Annotated in this window: 10 protein-coding genes; all 10 read right to left on the bottom strand. The window is 70.9% G+C overall.

The features are described 5' to 3' along the window. Position 1 precedes the first annotated feature (1 nt). The 10 genes from ACIRD7_RS12195 to ACIRD7_RS12150 all read right to left on the bottom strand — a co-directional run bounded on the left by ACIRD7_RS12195 (position 2) and on the right by ACIRD7_RS12150 (position 13,548). Entirely contained in the window at positions 2-2,551 is a 2,550-nt protein-coding gene (locus ACIRD7_RS12195) for a tetratricopeptide repeat protein (RefSeq protein ID WP_403452642.1), read from the bottom strand. Between the two features lie 22 nt (positions 2,552-2,573). Further along, positions 2,574-3,899, bottom strand: coding sequence for a hypothetical protein (locus ACIRD7_RS12190; RefSeq protein WP_403452640.1), 1,326 nt, complete (start codon positions 3,897-3,899; stop codon positions 2,574-2,576). Between the two features lie 74 nt (positions 3,900-3,973). Further along, positions 3,974-4,948 carry a glutamate ABC transporter substrate-binding protein gene (locus ACIRD7_RS12185; RefSeq protein ID WP_403453071.1) on the bottom strand — a complete coding sequence of 325 codons (975 nt, stop codon included), beginning with the start codon at positions 4,946-4,948 and terminating at the stop codon, positions 3,974-3,976. A 170-nt stretch (positions 4,949-5,118) separates the two neighbouring features. Further along, entirely contained in the window at positions 5,119-6,579 is a 1,461-nt protein-coding gene (locus ACIRD7_RS12180; protein ID WP_403452639.1) for a hypothetical protein, read from the bottom strand. A gap of 249 nt (positions 6,580-6,828) precedes the next feature. Further along, complete coding sequence (locus ACIRD7_RS12175; protein ID WP_403452637.1) at positions 6,829-7,794, bottom strand: N-acetylglucosamine kinase; 966 nt, start codon at positions 7,792-7,794, stop codon at positions 6,829-6,831. Continuing rightward, positions 7,791-9,056, bottom strand: a complete 1,266-nt coding sequence (locus tag ACIRD7_RS12170) for a 6-phospho-beta-glucosidase (RefSeq protein WP_403452635.1) — start codon at positions 9,054-9,056, stop codon at positions 7,791-7,793. Before ACIRD7_RS12170 ends, ACIRD7_RS12175 begins: the two co-directional genes overlap by 4 nt. Before the next feature lie 7 nt (positions 9,057-9,063). Continuing rightward, a complete protein-coding gene (locus ACIRD7_RS12165; RefSeq protein ID WP_403452634.1) occupies positions 9,064-9,954 on the bottom strand; it encodes a carbohydrate ABC transporter permease in 891 nt (296 codons plus the stop codon). Between the two features lie 2 nt (positions 9,955-9,956). Next, on the bottom strand, positions 9,957-10,898 hold the full coding sequence (locus ACIRD7_RS12160) for a carbohydrate ABC transporter permease (RefSeq protein WP_403452632.1): 942 nt from the start codon (positions 10,896-10,898) through the stop codon (positions 9,957-9,959). A gap of 8 nt (positions 10,899-10,906) precedes the next feature. Next, entirely contained in the window at positions 10,907-12,265 is a 1,359-nt protein-coding gene (locus ACIRD7_RS12155; RefSeq protein ID WP_403452631.1) for an ABC transporter substrate-binding protein, read from the bottom strand. 71 nt (positions 12,266-12,336) lie between these two features. Continuing rightward, positions 12,337-13,548, bottom strand: coding sequence for an ROK family protein (locus tag ACIRD7_RS12150; protein ID WP_403452629.1), 1,212 nt, complete (start codon positions 13,546-13,548; stop codon positions 12,337-12,339). Positions 13,549-13,609 lie beyond the last annotated feature (61 nt).

Genomic DNA, 13,609 nt, shown 5'->3' with positions numbered 1-13,609 from the left:
ACTACACCCACGTCCGGGGGCGGTAACGGTTGGCACGTTCCACCAGGTCGATCCTCTCCTCGCCGCCCCGGGCGAGCCGGGCCAGCATGCGGTACGAACGCTCCAGACCGAAGCGCAGTCCCCGCTCGTCCAGGCCGCTGCCGAGCAGCGTCCGTCCTCCGGCGGCATGGGCGCCCTCCCTGCTCGAACCTGGCTGAGAGCTCGGGGGAGGGGCGGAACCCTGGCCCCCGGAGAGTACCCAGTCCAGCGCGCAGCCGAGGACCTCCGCCGACAACTGCTCCCTGCGCGCCGGGTCCAGGCCGTACGCCTCCAGCGCCTCCACCTGCCCCGCGGCGGCGGTCAGGTCGTCCAGGAACGGTACGTCGCCGGCGACCGCCGTGCGTTGACGCAGCCGGGCCCGGACGGCCGCCACGCGTGCGGCCGTGTAGTGGATGGAGCTCTCCGGCACCGACTCCAGGGTCGCCACGGCGCTGCGGCGGTCGCCGGTCGCCAGCTGGACCCGGGCCAGACCGAAGGCGGCGCTGACATAGCTCGGGTCGGTCGACCACACGAGGCGGTAGTACTCGGCGGCGTTGTCCAGCTGGCCCAGCACCTCCGCGCACAGGCCGAGGGCCAGCTTGGGGGCGGGTTCGCCGGGGAAGGCATCGTAGATCGCGTCGAAGGAGAGCGCGGCGCCCTCCTGGTCGCCGGTGACCAGCGCGGCCACGCCCCGGTACCAGACGACCCGCCAGTCGTCCGGCCGCTCGTCCTCCAGCTTCAGCAGCGTCTCGTGCGCGGTGGCCGTGTCGCCGTTCTCCAGCCAGGCCCGCACCTGCCGCAGCCGTGTCTCGGTCGACGACGCGGGCGCGGCGGCCAGCGCGCCGAGCAGCTCGGCCGGCGCGGTGGTCATCAGCCCCGCGAGGAAACCGGCGTTGGGGTCCGCGGGGTCGACACGGGGGACCGGCAGGGCGAGAGCGGCGGCCGGGGCGCCGACGGGCCTGACGATGCCCGCCCCCGCCTCGGGCGCGGGGGAGCCGGTGAGGGCGAGCTTCTTCCCGGCGGGCGCCACGCGCGCCCCCAGCCGGGAGACCTCCCCGTTCAGCTTCGGGAACAACTCCGTGTCCGTCACCCGCACTTCGGGCCCGAACAGCGTCGACAGCGACGGCCTCGCCCGTCCCGTCTGCAAGGACACGACCTCGCGCAGCACGCCCGTGAGCTGCTCCGACATCTCCTGGGCGGAGGCGAAGCGGCGGGCCGGGTCCGGGTCGGTGGCGCGCACCAGCAGGCGGTAGAAGGACTCGTACTGGCGGAAGACCTCGATGTTGTCGGGGTCGGGCAGCGAGTCGGCGTAGACGTTCGTGTAGCCCTGGAAGTCGAAGGTCAGCACGGCCAGGGTGCGGGCGACCGTGTAGAGGTCGGAGGCGACCGACGGGCCGACGTCCGCGACCTCCGGCGCCTGGTAGCCCACCGTGCCGTAGATGGCCGACTCGTCGTCGTCCATCCTGCGCACCGCGCCCATGTCGATCAGCTTGAGCTGGTCCTCGGTCTGGATGGCGTTGTCGACCTTGAAGTCGCAGTACAGCAGGTTGCGGGTGTGCAGATGGCCGAGCGCCTCCAGGGCCTCGATGCCGTACGCGCACGCCTGCTCGACGGGCAGCGGGTCGCGCCGGCCCGTCTCCGTGCGGCGGGCGTTGGCGATCTCCTTCAGCGACTTGCCGCCGACGTACTCCATGACGATGTAGCCGTCGAGGGAGCCGGTGCGCTGGTCGAGGTGCTCGACGAAGTTGTAGATCCGCACGATGTTGGCGTGCTCGATCTCCGCGAGGAAGCGCCGCTCGGAGATCGCCGCCGCCATCGCGTCCTGGTCGCCGGTGTCGAGCAGGCCCTTGAGCACCACCCAGCGGTCCGAGACCGCGCGGTCCACGGCGAGGTAGACCCAGCCGAGGCCGCCGTGCGCGAGACAGCCCGCGACCTCGTACTGGCCGTGCACGATGTCGCCCGACTTCAGCTTCGGGACGAAGGAGTACGGGTGCCCGCACTTCGTGCAGAAGCCCTCCGTACGGCCCGGACGCTCCCCGCGGGAGCGGCCGACCGGAGCGCCGCAGTCCGAACGCGAGCAGAACCGCTTGCGCTCGGGCACCTCCGGGTTCTCCAGCACCATCGCCCGCGGATCGGGCCGCGGCACGTCCGGGACCTGGACCAGGCCGACGCCGAGCCGGCCGCGGCCGCTGGAGCCGGCCGTGGAGCCGGAGCTGCGCACCGACACCGAGCGGCCCGTGGAACGGCCCGACAGTGAGCGCGACAGCCGTCCCGACACCGAGCGCCGGGACTTCGACGACTGCGACGACGTACGCGAACTGCCGCGGCTGCTGGAGCGGGAGCTGTCGCTGCCCGCCGAACCGCGTGCCCCCTTGCCGCCGCCCGTCACCCCGGTGGGCGGCGAGCCGACCATGCCGGACGCCGAGACGACCGGAGCGAGACCGCAGGTGTCGCAGTACAGCTCACCGCCGCCCATGTCCTCGTACGTCCCGCCGCAGTCCGGCCGCTGACAGCTCTGCTGTGCCTGACTCATGACGACGACTCCCCCCTGTCCCTCATGCTCCCCCGCGATCCTCGGGCCCGCGCGGACCCGGCACCCGGCCGCCGCCGAGCAGTTCCGCCGCCGCGTGCTGGTAGCGCAGGACCGCCTGCTCGGCGACGCGCAGGTCGCAGGGCGCGCTCCACAGCATGCGGCGGGCCGCGTCGTAGCGCTCGACGAGGAACGGGTCCTCCGCGAGGCCGTGCCGGGCGACCTTCGCCTTGTACGCGTCGAGGCGGCCGCGCAGCTCGGCGCGGACCGCGAGCGGCGCGGTGACCGCGGTCAACGACTCGCGGGCGCGCAGCAGTTCGTCCTCCGCCTTCTGCTCCAGCGACTCAAGGAGCGGGGAGAGGCGGTGCCACTGGGCGTGTCGGCGGTACTCCGCGGCCGTCGCCAGCTGCTCCTGCAGCACGGTCGGCGGGCCGCTGACGACCGGCACCTCGGTGGCGGCGATCTTCGCCAGCACCTCGCCGCGCGCGGTGCGGGCCTCGGCGAGCGTACGGTCCGCGCGGGAGAGCACGTCACGCAGCTTGACCAGGCGCTGCTCGGCATCCTGACGGACCGTCAGCACCGCGTCGATCTCACGGCGTACGTCCTCCAGGGCGCGCGCCTCGCGGTCGTACACCGTGGTGTCGGGCTTGCCGCCGCCCGGCGCCGAACTCCCCTGCGTGGGAACCCAGTACGCCAGCGGATCGGACACCACCTGCGCGCGCAGGTGGGTGAGCGTGCGCGTGATGCGCTCCAGGTCGTCGCCCGCCGGGTGCTCGCCGGGGCGTACGCCCACGGAATGGGCGAGTTGACGGGTGCGCTGGAGCTCCGCGGCGAGTAAATCGATCCGGGCGGGCAGCGCCGACCAGACCGCGTCGGCTGCGACGACCATGTCCAGGCTCGTCGCGTACAGCTCGTTCATCCGGTCCACCAGGGTGACCAGGGAGAACTGCTCGCTGAGCTTGCCGGGGCCGCCCGTGAGGGTCGGGGCGCCCGCCATCGCCGTCGCCGAGCCGGCGACGGTCACGGAGTCGCCGCGCAGCAGCTCCGTCAGCTCCACCAGGTCGTCCCGGCTGGACCAGCGGCGCCGGGCGCGGATGTCACGGGCGGAGCGCAGCGCGTCCGTGTAGGCGTCGAAGTACGCCCACAGCAGGGTGATCGACGCCTCCGCCGCCGACCAGCGCTCCTTGGTGACGCCGGTCAGCTCCGCGCCTTCGAGAAGTCTGCGGCCCGCGTGGTCCTGGAGGGCGAGGAGCGAGGTCTCGATCGCCTCGTGCTCCGCGCCGAGCCGCGCCAGCGCACGGTCCACCTCGTCCCGGTCCATCACCGGCCCGGCGGGGTCCGTGACGCCCATCGATCACCTCTCGCTGCGTAGTGGTCCGTTGTGGTCTGTCCTGTGCTGTCGTAACGCCCTCAGTCGATGGTCCGTCACTTGTAGCGGGCTTCGGGAGGGGTCGCCGACGCCGACTTCTTCTCGCCCTGGTCCATGGTCGGGTGCAGCCACTTCTCGTACGACGCCTTCCAGCCGCCGTCCTTGACGTAGTTCTCCAGGGTCCGGTTGACCTGGCGTACCAGATCGTCCGAGCCCGACTTCATCGCCACGCCGTAGTACTCGTCCGTGAACAGGCCGCCCTTCAGTTCGACGGTCGGGTCCTGCGCGGCCTGGCTGGCCGCGAGGGCGCCGTCGGTGACGACCGCGTCGACCTCGCCGAGCTGCAACTTCACCAGGCAGTCGAGCTGGTTGGGGACGGTGGTGCCGATGTCGGTGGAGGCGGGGAGGTCGCCGGACTTCCGGCCCTCCTCCAGGTTGTCGTACGCGGTCGAGCCCTCGGCCGAGCACACCTTCTTGTCGGTCAGGCTCTTGTCGAACCCGGTGATCTTCGAGGTCTTGGCGGCCAGGACCTGCTGGCCGGTGACGAAGTACGGGGCGGAGAAGGCGACTTGCTCGATCCGGTCGCAGTTGATCGTCATGGTGCGGACCACCATGTCGACCTCGCCCTTCTGGATCGCCTCGATACGGCGGCTGGTCGGGATCGCCTTGAACTGCACGGCGTCCCGGTCGCCGAGGATGTCCTGCGCGATCCGGTGGACCAGGTCGATGTCGAAGCCCTCCAGCTCGCCGGAGGGGTTGTTCGGGTCGAGGTAGCCCCAGCGGTAGCTGTTGGTGTCGACGCCGACGATCAGACGGCGGTCCTTGCGGTCCTTGATGGCGTCGAGGGTCGGCGCGGCGCCGCTGCCGCCGGACGGGGACAGGCTCTGGTCCTGCGGGTTCTCGCACTCCTCGGCCTTGGCCTGGTTGCCCTGGGAGACGCCGTGGGCCGCGGGGGCGCTGTCGACGCCGTCCCGCTGGGACAGGGGGAGCAGCAGCGCGAAGGCCAGCGTGAGCGCGCAGACGACGGCCATCGCGCCGACGCCGCCCCAGCCGCGCAGGGCGGCTCGCAGCCGGCGCCAGGGTGTGGTGCCGTGTGCGGACTGCGGGGTGCCGTGTTCGTAGGGCGGGATGCCGTGCTCGTTCGGCGTCCTGCCGCCTTCGCCGGGCGTCATGCCGTGTGCGTTCATCGTCGTGCCCCCTCTCACCGGTACTCCGACAGCCTGCGGCCGATGCCGAGGACCGCGCCGGCCGCGCCCAGGACCGCGAGGACCGCGGCGCCCGTCGGCAGGCCGGTCAGCGAGTCACGGCCGTCGCTCGCGGCCTGCCTGAACTCGTTCTGCTCGTGGGTCAGCGCCGTCGCCAGGGCCTTGTCGACGTTGTCGAAGCACACGCTCGTCGGCTCCTTCGCGGCGCCGATGACGCGGTCGCGGGCGGCCTGGTAGTTACCCGAGTCGTTGTCGTCGCGGGCCGCGTCGTGACGGTCCTTCCAGACCTTCATGAAGCCGTTCGCGTCCTGCACGGGCTTCTTGCCCGCCGTGTCGTCCGCGAGGCCCGCGGCGCGGGTCAGCGCCTTGCCGAGGTCGTCGATCTCCTTGTCGTAGCCCCACTCGTAGGCGTCGACGACCGTGCCGTCGGTGAGGGTCTTGGTGTCCGCGCCCCTGCGGACCAGCGTGAGGTTCTCGTCGCTGCGGGCCGTGAGGGAGGCGATGCGGGCCTCGTGCAGGACGTTCAGGGAGCGGACGCCGTGGTCGTAGGAGTCGTTCAGGCCGGCGCGGGCGATGACGTGGCCCACGGTGAGCCAGAGCAGGACGACCGTCGAGGCGGCCGTCGCGGTGACCAGGCCGTGGTTCAGGACCCGGTTCGTGCGCCGGTAGTTGCGGTGCTGGGCCCAGGTGAGGGCGGCCAGGGCGAGGATGCCGAGACCGGCCGCCGCCCAGGGGAAGGACTTCGCGTCCGCGTAGTCGTCGCGCAGGCGCTGGTTCTCCGTCTCGTGGAGCTTCTGGGCGGCCGGCAGCATCTTCTGCTGCATCATCTCGTTCGCCGCGCGCAGGTAGGCGCCGCCCACGGGGTAGCCCTGGCGGTTGTTGGCCCTCGCCGTCTCGACCAGGCCCTTGTACTCCGGAAGCAGTCTGCTCAGTTCGGCGATGGTGTTCGCCGAGGTGGAGCCCGGGTCGGAGTTGGCGGCGGCGGTGACGAGTTTGGCGGCGGCCGTGCGGATGTCCGACTCGTAGCCCTCGCGCATGGCGGGCTTCTCCTGGAGGCCGGCGAGGTAGCCGCTGGCCGCGGCGGTGTTGGCGTCCGCGAGGGAGCGGTAGATGTCGGCCGCGTCGGAGGTGAGGGGCTGGCTGCGGTTGAGGACGTCGTCGGCGGCGGCCGACCGCTCGGTCATCTGCCAGGCGGCGATGGCACCGAAGGCGACGACGAGGAGGGCGAGGAGGGCGCCGATGATGCGCAGCCGGCCCGGTTCGGTGGTGGCGGCCGCGCGGAGCTGGTCGAAGCCCTCCGCGAAGGCGGTGCGGCGGGGGCTCGGGCCGGGTGGGGGAGTGGCCGCGGCGGCGGTGATCGCGCCGGAACGGTGGGGCTGGGGAGGCACGGACGGCATGGTGGGCGCGCTGGAGCCGCCCGATGGTGGTGCCGCGCTGCTGTTCGGTGTCTGCGTCACTGTTGACCTCCCCCGTGGTCATCCGTCGCGGCAAGTATCGCTGCCGGGACTGACATCCGCACCGGCCTTCACTGGATCTTGATCGGATCGCAGCGCGGACGGGGAGCGTCTCGGCACACCGCGACACGCCCCCGCACCACCCCCTGCCCATGAATACGCCGGGGGAATCGGTTCGGTTCCACGTTCGGGCGTGCGCGTTGCCGCCCGCGGTCCCGGAACGCCCGTCGGAGCCCCGTGACGGGGGCCGGCCTACGGCTCGAAGTGCCGGCGCAGCCGCGTCTGGACCTCCTCTCCCGCTCCCACCGCGTCCAGACCCAGCAGCGCCGCACCCAGCACCGGACTCGCCGTGACCACGCTCGGGGTCGCCTTCGGGGCGCGGGAGGCGAGCAGGTCCTCGATCCTGTCCGTCAGTTGGGGATGACGGGCAGCCAGCACCCCGCCGCCCAGGAGGACCGGGGTCTCCTCCTCCAGCAGGTCCAGGCGGGTCAGCGCGACCGTCGCCATCGTGACCACCTCCTCGGCGAGGCGGCTGACGATGTCACGGGCGATCGCATCGCCGCCGGCCGCGGTGGCGAAGAGGACCGGGGTCAGCTCGTGGCGGCGGATCTCCTCGACACGCCCCAGGTGGAGAGCCTCGATCAGGGCGTACATGGTGGGCAGGCCGAAGTGCGCGGGCAGGGTCCGGGAGAGGGACGTGCGCGCGCCCCGGCCGTCCTCGGCCCGGGCCGCGTGCCACATGGCCTCCTCCGCCAGGCCCCAACCGCCGCCCCAGTCACCGGAGATACGGCCGAGCGCGGGGAAGCGCGCCGTGCGCCCGTCGGGGCGCATGCCGACGCAGTTGATGCCGGCCCCGCAGACCACGGCCACTCCACGGGGTTCGGTCACACCCGCCCGCAGGATCGCGAAGGTGTCGTTGCGGACCTCGACGGTCGTGCCCCACGCGCGCGCGTGCAGCGCGGCCGCCAAGGTCTCCTCCTCCACCGGGAAGTCGGCGTTCGCCAGGCACGCCGAGACGTGGTCGGCCGAGGTCACGCCCGCCGCCGTGAAGGCCTCCTCCACGGCCTCGGCGAGCGTGTCCATGGCCTGCCCGACGCCCACCGCAGGGGGACGGAAGCCGCCGCCCCGGGCCCTGGCCAGGACGGTTCCGTCGGCGGCCACGACCGCCACGTCGGTCTTGCTGTTGCCCGCGTCTACGGCGAGGACACGTGCGGTCATGCCCACGCGAGATGCTCCCGGTTGTGTGCGATCAGTTGGTCGGTGAGGTGTTCCGCGTACTCGTACTGGCCGATGAGGGGGTGGGAGAGCAGCGCCTTGAAGACCCGGTCCCGGCCGCCGCGCATGGCCGCCTCCAGGGCGAGGTCCTCGTACGCCGTCACCTGGGCCATCAGGCCCGCGTACAGCGGGTCCGTGCTCGGTACCGGCAGCGGGACGGGGCCCTGCCGGCCCACCGCGGCCTGGACCTCGATCACCGCGTCGTCGGGCAGGAACGGAAGCGTGCCCTTGTTGTACGTGTTCACCACCTGGTAGGGGCTGCCCGCGCCGTTCAGCAGCGCGGCCGCCAGGTCCACCGCCGCCTCCGAGTAGTACGCGCCGCCCCGCTTGGAGAGGAGTTCCGGTTTCTCGTCGAGGGCGGGGTCCGCGTAGAGAGCCAGCAGCCTTCCTTCCATTTCGGCCACTTCGGCGGCGCGGGAGGGCTTGGTGCGCAGTTCCCGGACCACCGCGTCATGTGCGTAGAAGTAACGCAGGTAGTAGGAGGGGACCACGCCCAGACGGTCCAGGACGGTGCGGGGCAGACGCAGGTCCGCGGCGATCGTGTCGGCGTGCTCCGTGAGCAGCTTCGGCAGGACGTTCTCTCCCTCGGGGCCACCCAGCCGTACGCCGGTCTCCCAGGTGAGGTGGTTGAGGCCCACGTGGTCGAGGTGGACGTCGGACGGGGACACGCCGAGCATCGTCGCGAACTTCCGCTGGAAGCCGATCGCCACGTTGCACAGGCCGACCGCCCTGTGGCCCTCCTGGAGCAGGGCCCGGGTCACGATGCCGACCGGGTTGGTGAAGTCGATGATCCAGGCGGTGGGGTTGGCGCGACGGACGCGCTCGGCGATGGACAGGACCACCGGGACCGTGCGCAGGGCCTTCGCCAGGCCGCCGGCTCCCGTGGTCTCCTGGCCGACGCAGCCGCATTCCAGGGGCCAGGTCTCGTCCTGTTCGCGGGCCGCCTGACCGCCCACGCGCAGTTGGAGCAGGACCGCGTCGGCGCCGTCCACCGCCTCGTCCAGGTCCGTGGTGGTGGTGATCGTGCCGTTGTGGGCCTGGCGGGTGAAGATACGGCGGGCCAGGGCGCCGATCAGCTCCAGTCGGTCCGCCGCCGGATCCATCAGGACCAGTTCCTCTATGGGGAGGGTGTCCCGGAGGCGGGCGAACCCGTCGATGAGTTCGGGGGTGTAGGTCGAGCCTCCGCCGACCACGGTGAGTTTCACTTGAGATTCAACCCTTTACTCCGGTGAGTGTGACGCCCTCGACGAACGCCTTCTGGGCGAAGAAGAACACGATGATCACGGGGGCCATGACCAGCACGGTGGCGGCCATGGTGAGGTTCCAGTCGGTGTGGTGCGCTCCCTTGAACGACTCCAGGCCGTAGGACAGGGTCCAGGCGCCCGGGTTCTCGGACGCGTAGATCTGGGGGCCGAAGTAGTCGTTCCACGCGTAGAAGAACTGGAAGAGGGCCACCGCGGCTATGCCCGGCTTCGCCATCGGCAGGACGACCCGAAGGAGGGTGCGCAGCTCGCCGCAGCCGTCCACCTTCGCCGCGTCCAGGTACTCGTTCGGGATCGTCGTCAGGAACTGGCGCAGCAGGAAGATCGAGAACGCGTCACCGAAGGCCATCGGGATGATCAGCGGCCACAGGGTGCCCGAGAGGTCCAGCTGCTTCGCCCAGAACAGGTACATCGGGATGATGACCACCTGCGGCGGCAGCATCATCATCGAGATGACCAGCATCAGGGTCAGATTGCGGCCGCGGAAGCGGAACTTGGCGAGCGCGTACGCCACGGGGACGGAGGACACGACGGTGAGGACCGTGCCCAGACCCGCGTAGATCAGGGTGTTCTTCCACCAGGTCAGGAAGCCGGGGGTGTCCAAGACCTGGGTGTAGTTGCTCCATTCCCAGGTGTCCGGGACCAGATCGCGGGTGAGGGCCTGCTGGTCGCTCATCAGCGAGGTCAGGACGACGAACACGAACGGCAGGGTGAAGAAGAGCGCGGCCGCGATGCCGAGGGAGTGGATCGCTATCCATTCCAGGAGTGCCTTGCGGCGGGCCGTGCGCTCGGCCACGGTCGGGGTGTCCACCCGCACCGGCTTGTCCAGCACTTGGGTCATGGTCAGTCACCTGCCTGGATCAGTCCGCCCCGGCGCCGCATCAGCAGCGCGGTGAACGCCATGGCGAGGGCGAACAGGACGAGCGCGACCACACAGGCCGAGCCGTAGTCGAAGCGCTGGAAGCCGAGGTTGTAGACGAGCTGGGGGAGGGTGAGCGTGGACTTGTCCGGGTAGCCGGGCTCGAACTGCTGGCCGGAGCCGCCGATGATGCCGGAGGCGACCTTTCCGGCGACCAGGGGCTGGGTGTAGTACTGCATCGTCTGGATCACGCCCGTGACCACGGCGAACATCACGATCGGCGAGATGTTCGGCAGGGTGACGTACCGGAACCGCTGCCAGGCCGATGCGCCGTCCAGCTCGGCGGCCTCGTACTGCTCCTTCGGCACGTCGAGCAGGGCGGCCATGAAGATGACCATGAGGTCGCCCACGCCCCACAGCGCGAGCGCGGTGAGGGCCGGCTTGGACCAGGCGGGGTCCGTGAACCAGCCGGGGGTCGGCAGGCCGAGACCGTCGAGGACCGAATTCACCGGCCCGGTACCGGGGTTGAGGAGGAAGACGAACGCCAGCGTCGCGGCGACCGGCGGGGCGAGGTAGGGCAGATAGAAGAGGGTGCGGAAGACGCCCGTGCCGGTCTTGATCTTCGTGATGAGCAGGCCGATGCCGAGGCCGAACACCACCCGGCAGGTCACCATCACCAGGACCAGCCACAGGGTGTTGCGCAGCGCCGGCCAGAACAGCGGGTAGTCGTCGAAGACGTAGGCCCAGTTGCCCAGGCCGCGGAACACCGGTGTGCCGAAGCCGTCGTACTTCATCAGGGAGAAGTACACGGTGGACACCAGCGGATAGGCGAAGAAGACGCCGAAACCGATGAGCCACGGTGACAGGAAGGCCACCGTTCGAAGCGCCGACCTGCGGCGCTTCGCGCGGAGAGTGTGCGTGGACATCGACGGCGCTACTTCGCCTGCTCGATGTCGGTGTCGATCTGCTTCGCCGTCTTCTCCAGACCGGCCTTGAGGTCCTTCACCTTGCCGGACTCGTACTGGTAGCCGAAGTCCTGGAGCGTCGTCTGGTAGGTGGAGCCGTTGACGGAGGCGGGCGGGGTGTTCGAGTGCTCGTTCCGGGCGATGTCCAGGAAGGTCTTGAAGCCGGGGTCAACCTTCAGGTCGGGCGACTTCAGCGCCTCGAACGTGGAGGGCACGTTGTGGATGGCGTTGGCGAAGGAGACGACGGCCTGCGTGTCGGTCGTCAGGTACTTCACCAGTTCCCAGGCCGCGTTCTGCTTCTCGCTCTGCGGGGCGATACCGATGATCGTGCCGGAGAGGAAGCCCTTGCCGTACTCGTCCGCCTCGTCGTCGGCGACGGGCATCGGCGCGGTGCCGATCTCGAAGCCGACGCCCGCGTCCTTCGCCATCCCGAGCCGCCATTCGCCGTCGAGCTGCATGGCCACCTGGCCGGTCTGGAACGGGTGCTTGGCGCCCCACTCGTCACCGAAGGTGCTGCGGTACTTCTCCAGCTTCGCGAAGCCGCCGAGGTCGTCGATGAGCTTCTTCTGGTACGTGAACATCTCGGCGAACGCCGGGTCCTTGGCGATGTTGGACTTGCCGTCCTGGTCGAAGTAGGCGTGGTCCCACTGGGACATGTAGTGGTCCACGACCGTCTCGTAGCCGTGGTACGTCGGCATGAAGCCGAGCTGCTGGTAACTGTCACCCTTGCTGACGGTCAGTTTCTTGGCGACCTGCGCGAACTCCGACCAGGTCTTCGGCGGCGACTTGATGCCCGCCTTCTCGAAGGCGTCCTTGTTGTAGTAGAGGCCGTACGCGTCGCCCAGCAGCGGCAGGGCGCAGCGGGTGCCCTCGAACTGGGTGTAGTCCAGCATCGGCTTCGGGATCAGCTTGTCGAGGTCGAGCTCGGACTTCTCGATGAAGGGCTTCAGGTCGAGGAAGGCGCCGGAGGAGCAGAACTTGCCGATGTTGGAGGTCGTGAACGACGACACCACGTCCGGCCCGTTCGAACCGCCCGCGCGCAGCGCCTGGTTGAGCTTGTCGTCGTTGATGTTGCCGACGACCTTCACCGTGATGTTCGGGTGCGCCTTCTCGAACCGGTCGACGTTCTCCTGGATCGCCTTGACCTCGGCGGGCGCGCTCCAGCCGTGCCAGAAGGTGATCGTCGTCCTGGCGTTGGGGTCGTCGTTCGCGGCGGACTCCGACGAGCCGGTACAGGCCGTGGCGAGCAGGGCCAGGGAGGCGGAGGCGGCGAGCGCGGCGGTCTTCCGGGACGCGGAGGGTATGACTTTCCAGGACTTTCCGGGCATGGCGAGGTCTCCCAAGGACGGGACGGGGTGGGTGAAGGGAAGGCGGGGGGTGAGTCGAACGGGGTGGGCGGTCAGCGGGAGGTGTTGAAGACCTCGTCGCGTGTCGTCGTGAGCGCGCTCTCCAACGCGCCCCGCAGCACGGGGTGTTCACGGACGTCACCGACGACGAGCCGGGGCCGGGACGCGGCCAGCTCCTCCAGCTCGGCCTGGACGAGCGCGCGCAGCACCTCGCCGCCGGCGGTGAGGGAGGCGCCGCTGAGCACGACCAGCTCGGGGTCGAGGACGGAGACCAGGGAGGCGAGACCGGTGGCCAGCCGGGTCGCGTAGGTCTGCAGGAGCAGCCGGTTCAGGACGGTGTCCTCGCCGGCGGCCCGCGCGACCAGGGTGGCGGCGGCCTCGGCGTACGGCGTCGACGGGATGTTCGTCAGGCCGATCTCGGCGGCGAGCCGGGGGATGGCCTGCGAACCGGCCAGTTCCTGGTAGCCGCCACTGTTGGCTTTCGTCACCTGGCGCACCAGGGGGGTGCCGGGAACCGGCAGGAAACCTACCTCGCCCGCGCCGCCGGTCCACCCGCGGTGCAGTCGGCCGCCGAGGACCAGGGCGGCGCCCAGGCCGCCCTCGTTCCACAGCAGTACGAAGTCCTCGTGGCCGCGGGCCGCGCCGAGCCGCTGCTCGGCAACCGCCACGAGGTTGACGTCGTTCTCGTACTCGACCGGCATCGGCAGGATGGCGGCGAGTTCGTCCAGGAGCGCGGGGGTGTGCCAGCCGGGGAGGTGGGAGGCGTAGCGCAGCCGGCCCGTGTTGGGGTCGAAGGCGCCGGGGGTGCCGATGACGAGTCGGTGGACGTCGTCGCGGGCGAGGCCGGCCGCCTTCACCGCGCCGTCGAGGGCGTCGGTGACCTGCCGGACGACGGGCTGGGACGGGCGTCTGCCGGGGGTGGGCAGCTCGTACGACCCGACCGTGCGGCCGGTGATGTCGGCGACGGCGGCGAGGATGCGTTCGGGGGTCACGTCGAGCCCCGCGGCGTACGCGGCGGTCGGGTTGACCTCGTACAGCTGGGCGCCCGGGCCGGGCCGGCCCTCCGTGGTGCCGGTCGCGAGGACGAGGCCGGCGGCTTCCAGGCGGGCCAGCAGCTGGGAGGCGGTCGGCTTGGACAGGCCGGTGAGCTTGCCGATCCGCGTGCGGGACAGCGGCCCGTGCTCCAGGAGGAGGTCCAGGGCGGCGCGGTCGTTCATGGCGCGCAGGACGCGCGGGGTGCCCGGCGTACCGGCGGTTCCTGCCATGGGAGTCGACACCTGCCTCTCGGCTGACCAGCTTCTCAGTGATCTACGACGGAAGTCCATC

Origin of the sequence: Streptomyces sp. NPDC093568 (assembly GCF_044764945.1) — a bacterium.
Lineage (GTDB): Bacteria > Actinomycetota > Actinomycetes > Streptomycetales > Streptomycetaceae > Streptomyces.
Note: the sequence above shows the minus strand (reverse complement) of the source record. Positions and strands in the feature narration are given on the sequence as shown.

Excerpts from the sequence above, each read along its gene's own strand:
- ACIRD7_RS12195 (WP_403452642.1), bottom strand. The coding sequence starts at position 2,551 with ATGAGTCAGGCACAGCAGAGCTGTCAGCGGCCGGACTGCGGCGGGACG.
- ACIRD7_RS12190 (WP_403452640.1), bottom strand. The coding sequence starts at position 3,899 with ATGGGCGTCACGGACCCCGCCGGGCCGGTGATGGACCGGGACGAGGTG.
- ACIRD7_RS12185 (WP_403453071.1), bottom strand. The coding sequence starts at position 4,948 with ATGGCCGTCGTCTGCGCGCTCACGCTGGCCTTCGCGCTGCTGCTCCCC.
- ACIRD7_RS12175 (WP_403452637.1), bottom strand. The coding sequence starts at position 7,794 with ATGACCGCACGTGTCCTCGCCGTAGACGCGGGCAACAGCAAGACCGAC.
- ACIRD7_RS12165 (WP_403452634.1), bottom strand. The coding sequence starts at position 9,954 with ATGACCCAAGTGCTGGACAAGCCGGTGCGGGTGGACACCCCGACCGTG.
- ACIRD7_RS12160 (WP_403452632.1), bottom strand. The coding sequence starts at position 10,898 with ATGTCCACGCACACTCTCCGCGCGAAGCGCCGCAGGTCGGCGCTTCGA.
- ACIRD7_RS12155 (WP_403452631.1), bottom strand. The coding sequence starts at position 12,265 with ATGCCCGGAAAGTCCTGGAAAGTCATACCCTCCGCGTCCCGGAAGACC.
- ACIRD7_RS12150 (WP_403452629.1), bottom strand. The coding sequence starts at position 13,548 with ATGGCAGGAACCGCCGGTACGCCGGGCACCCCGCGCGTCCTGCGCGCC.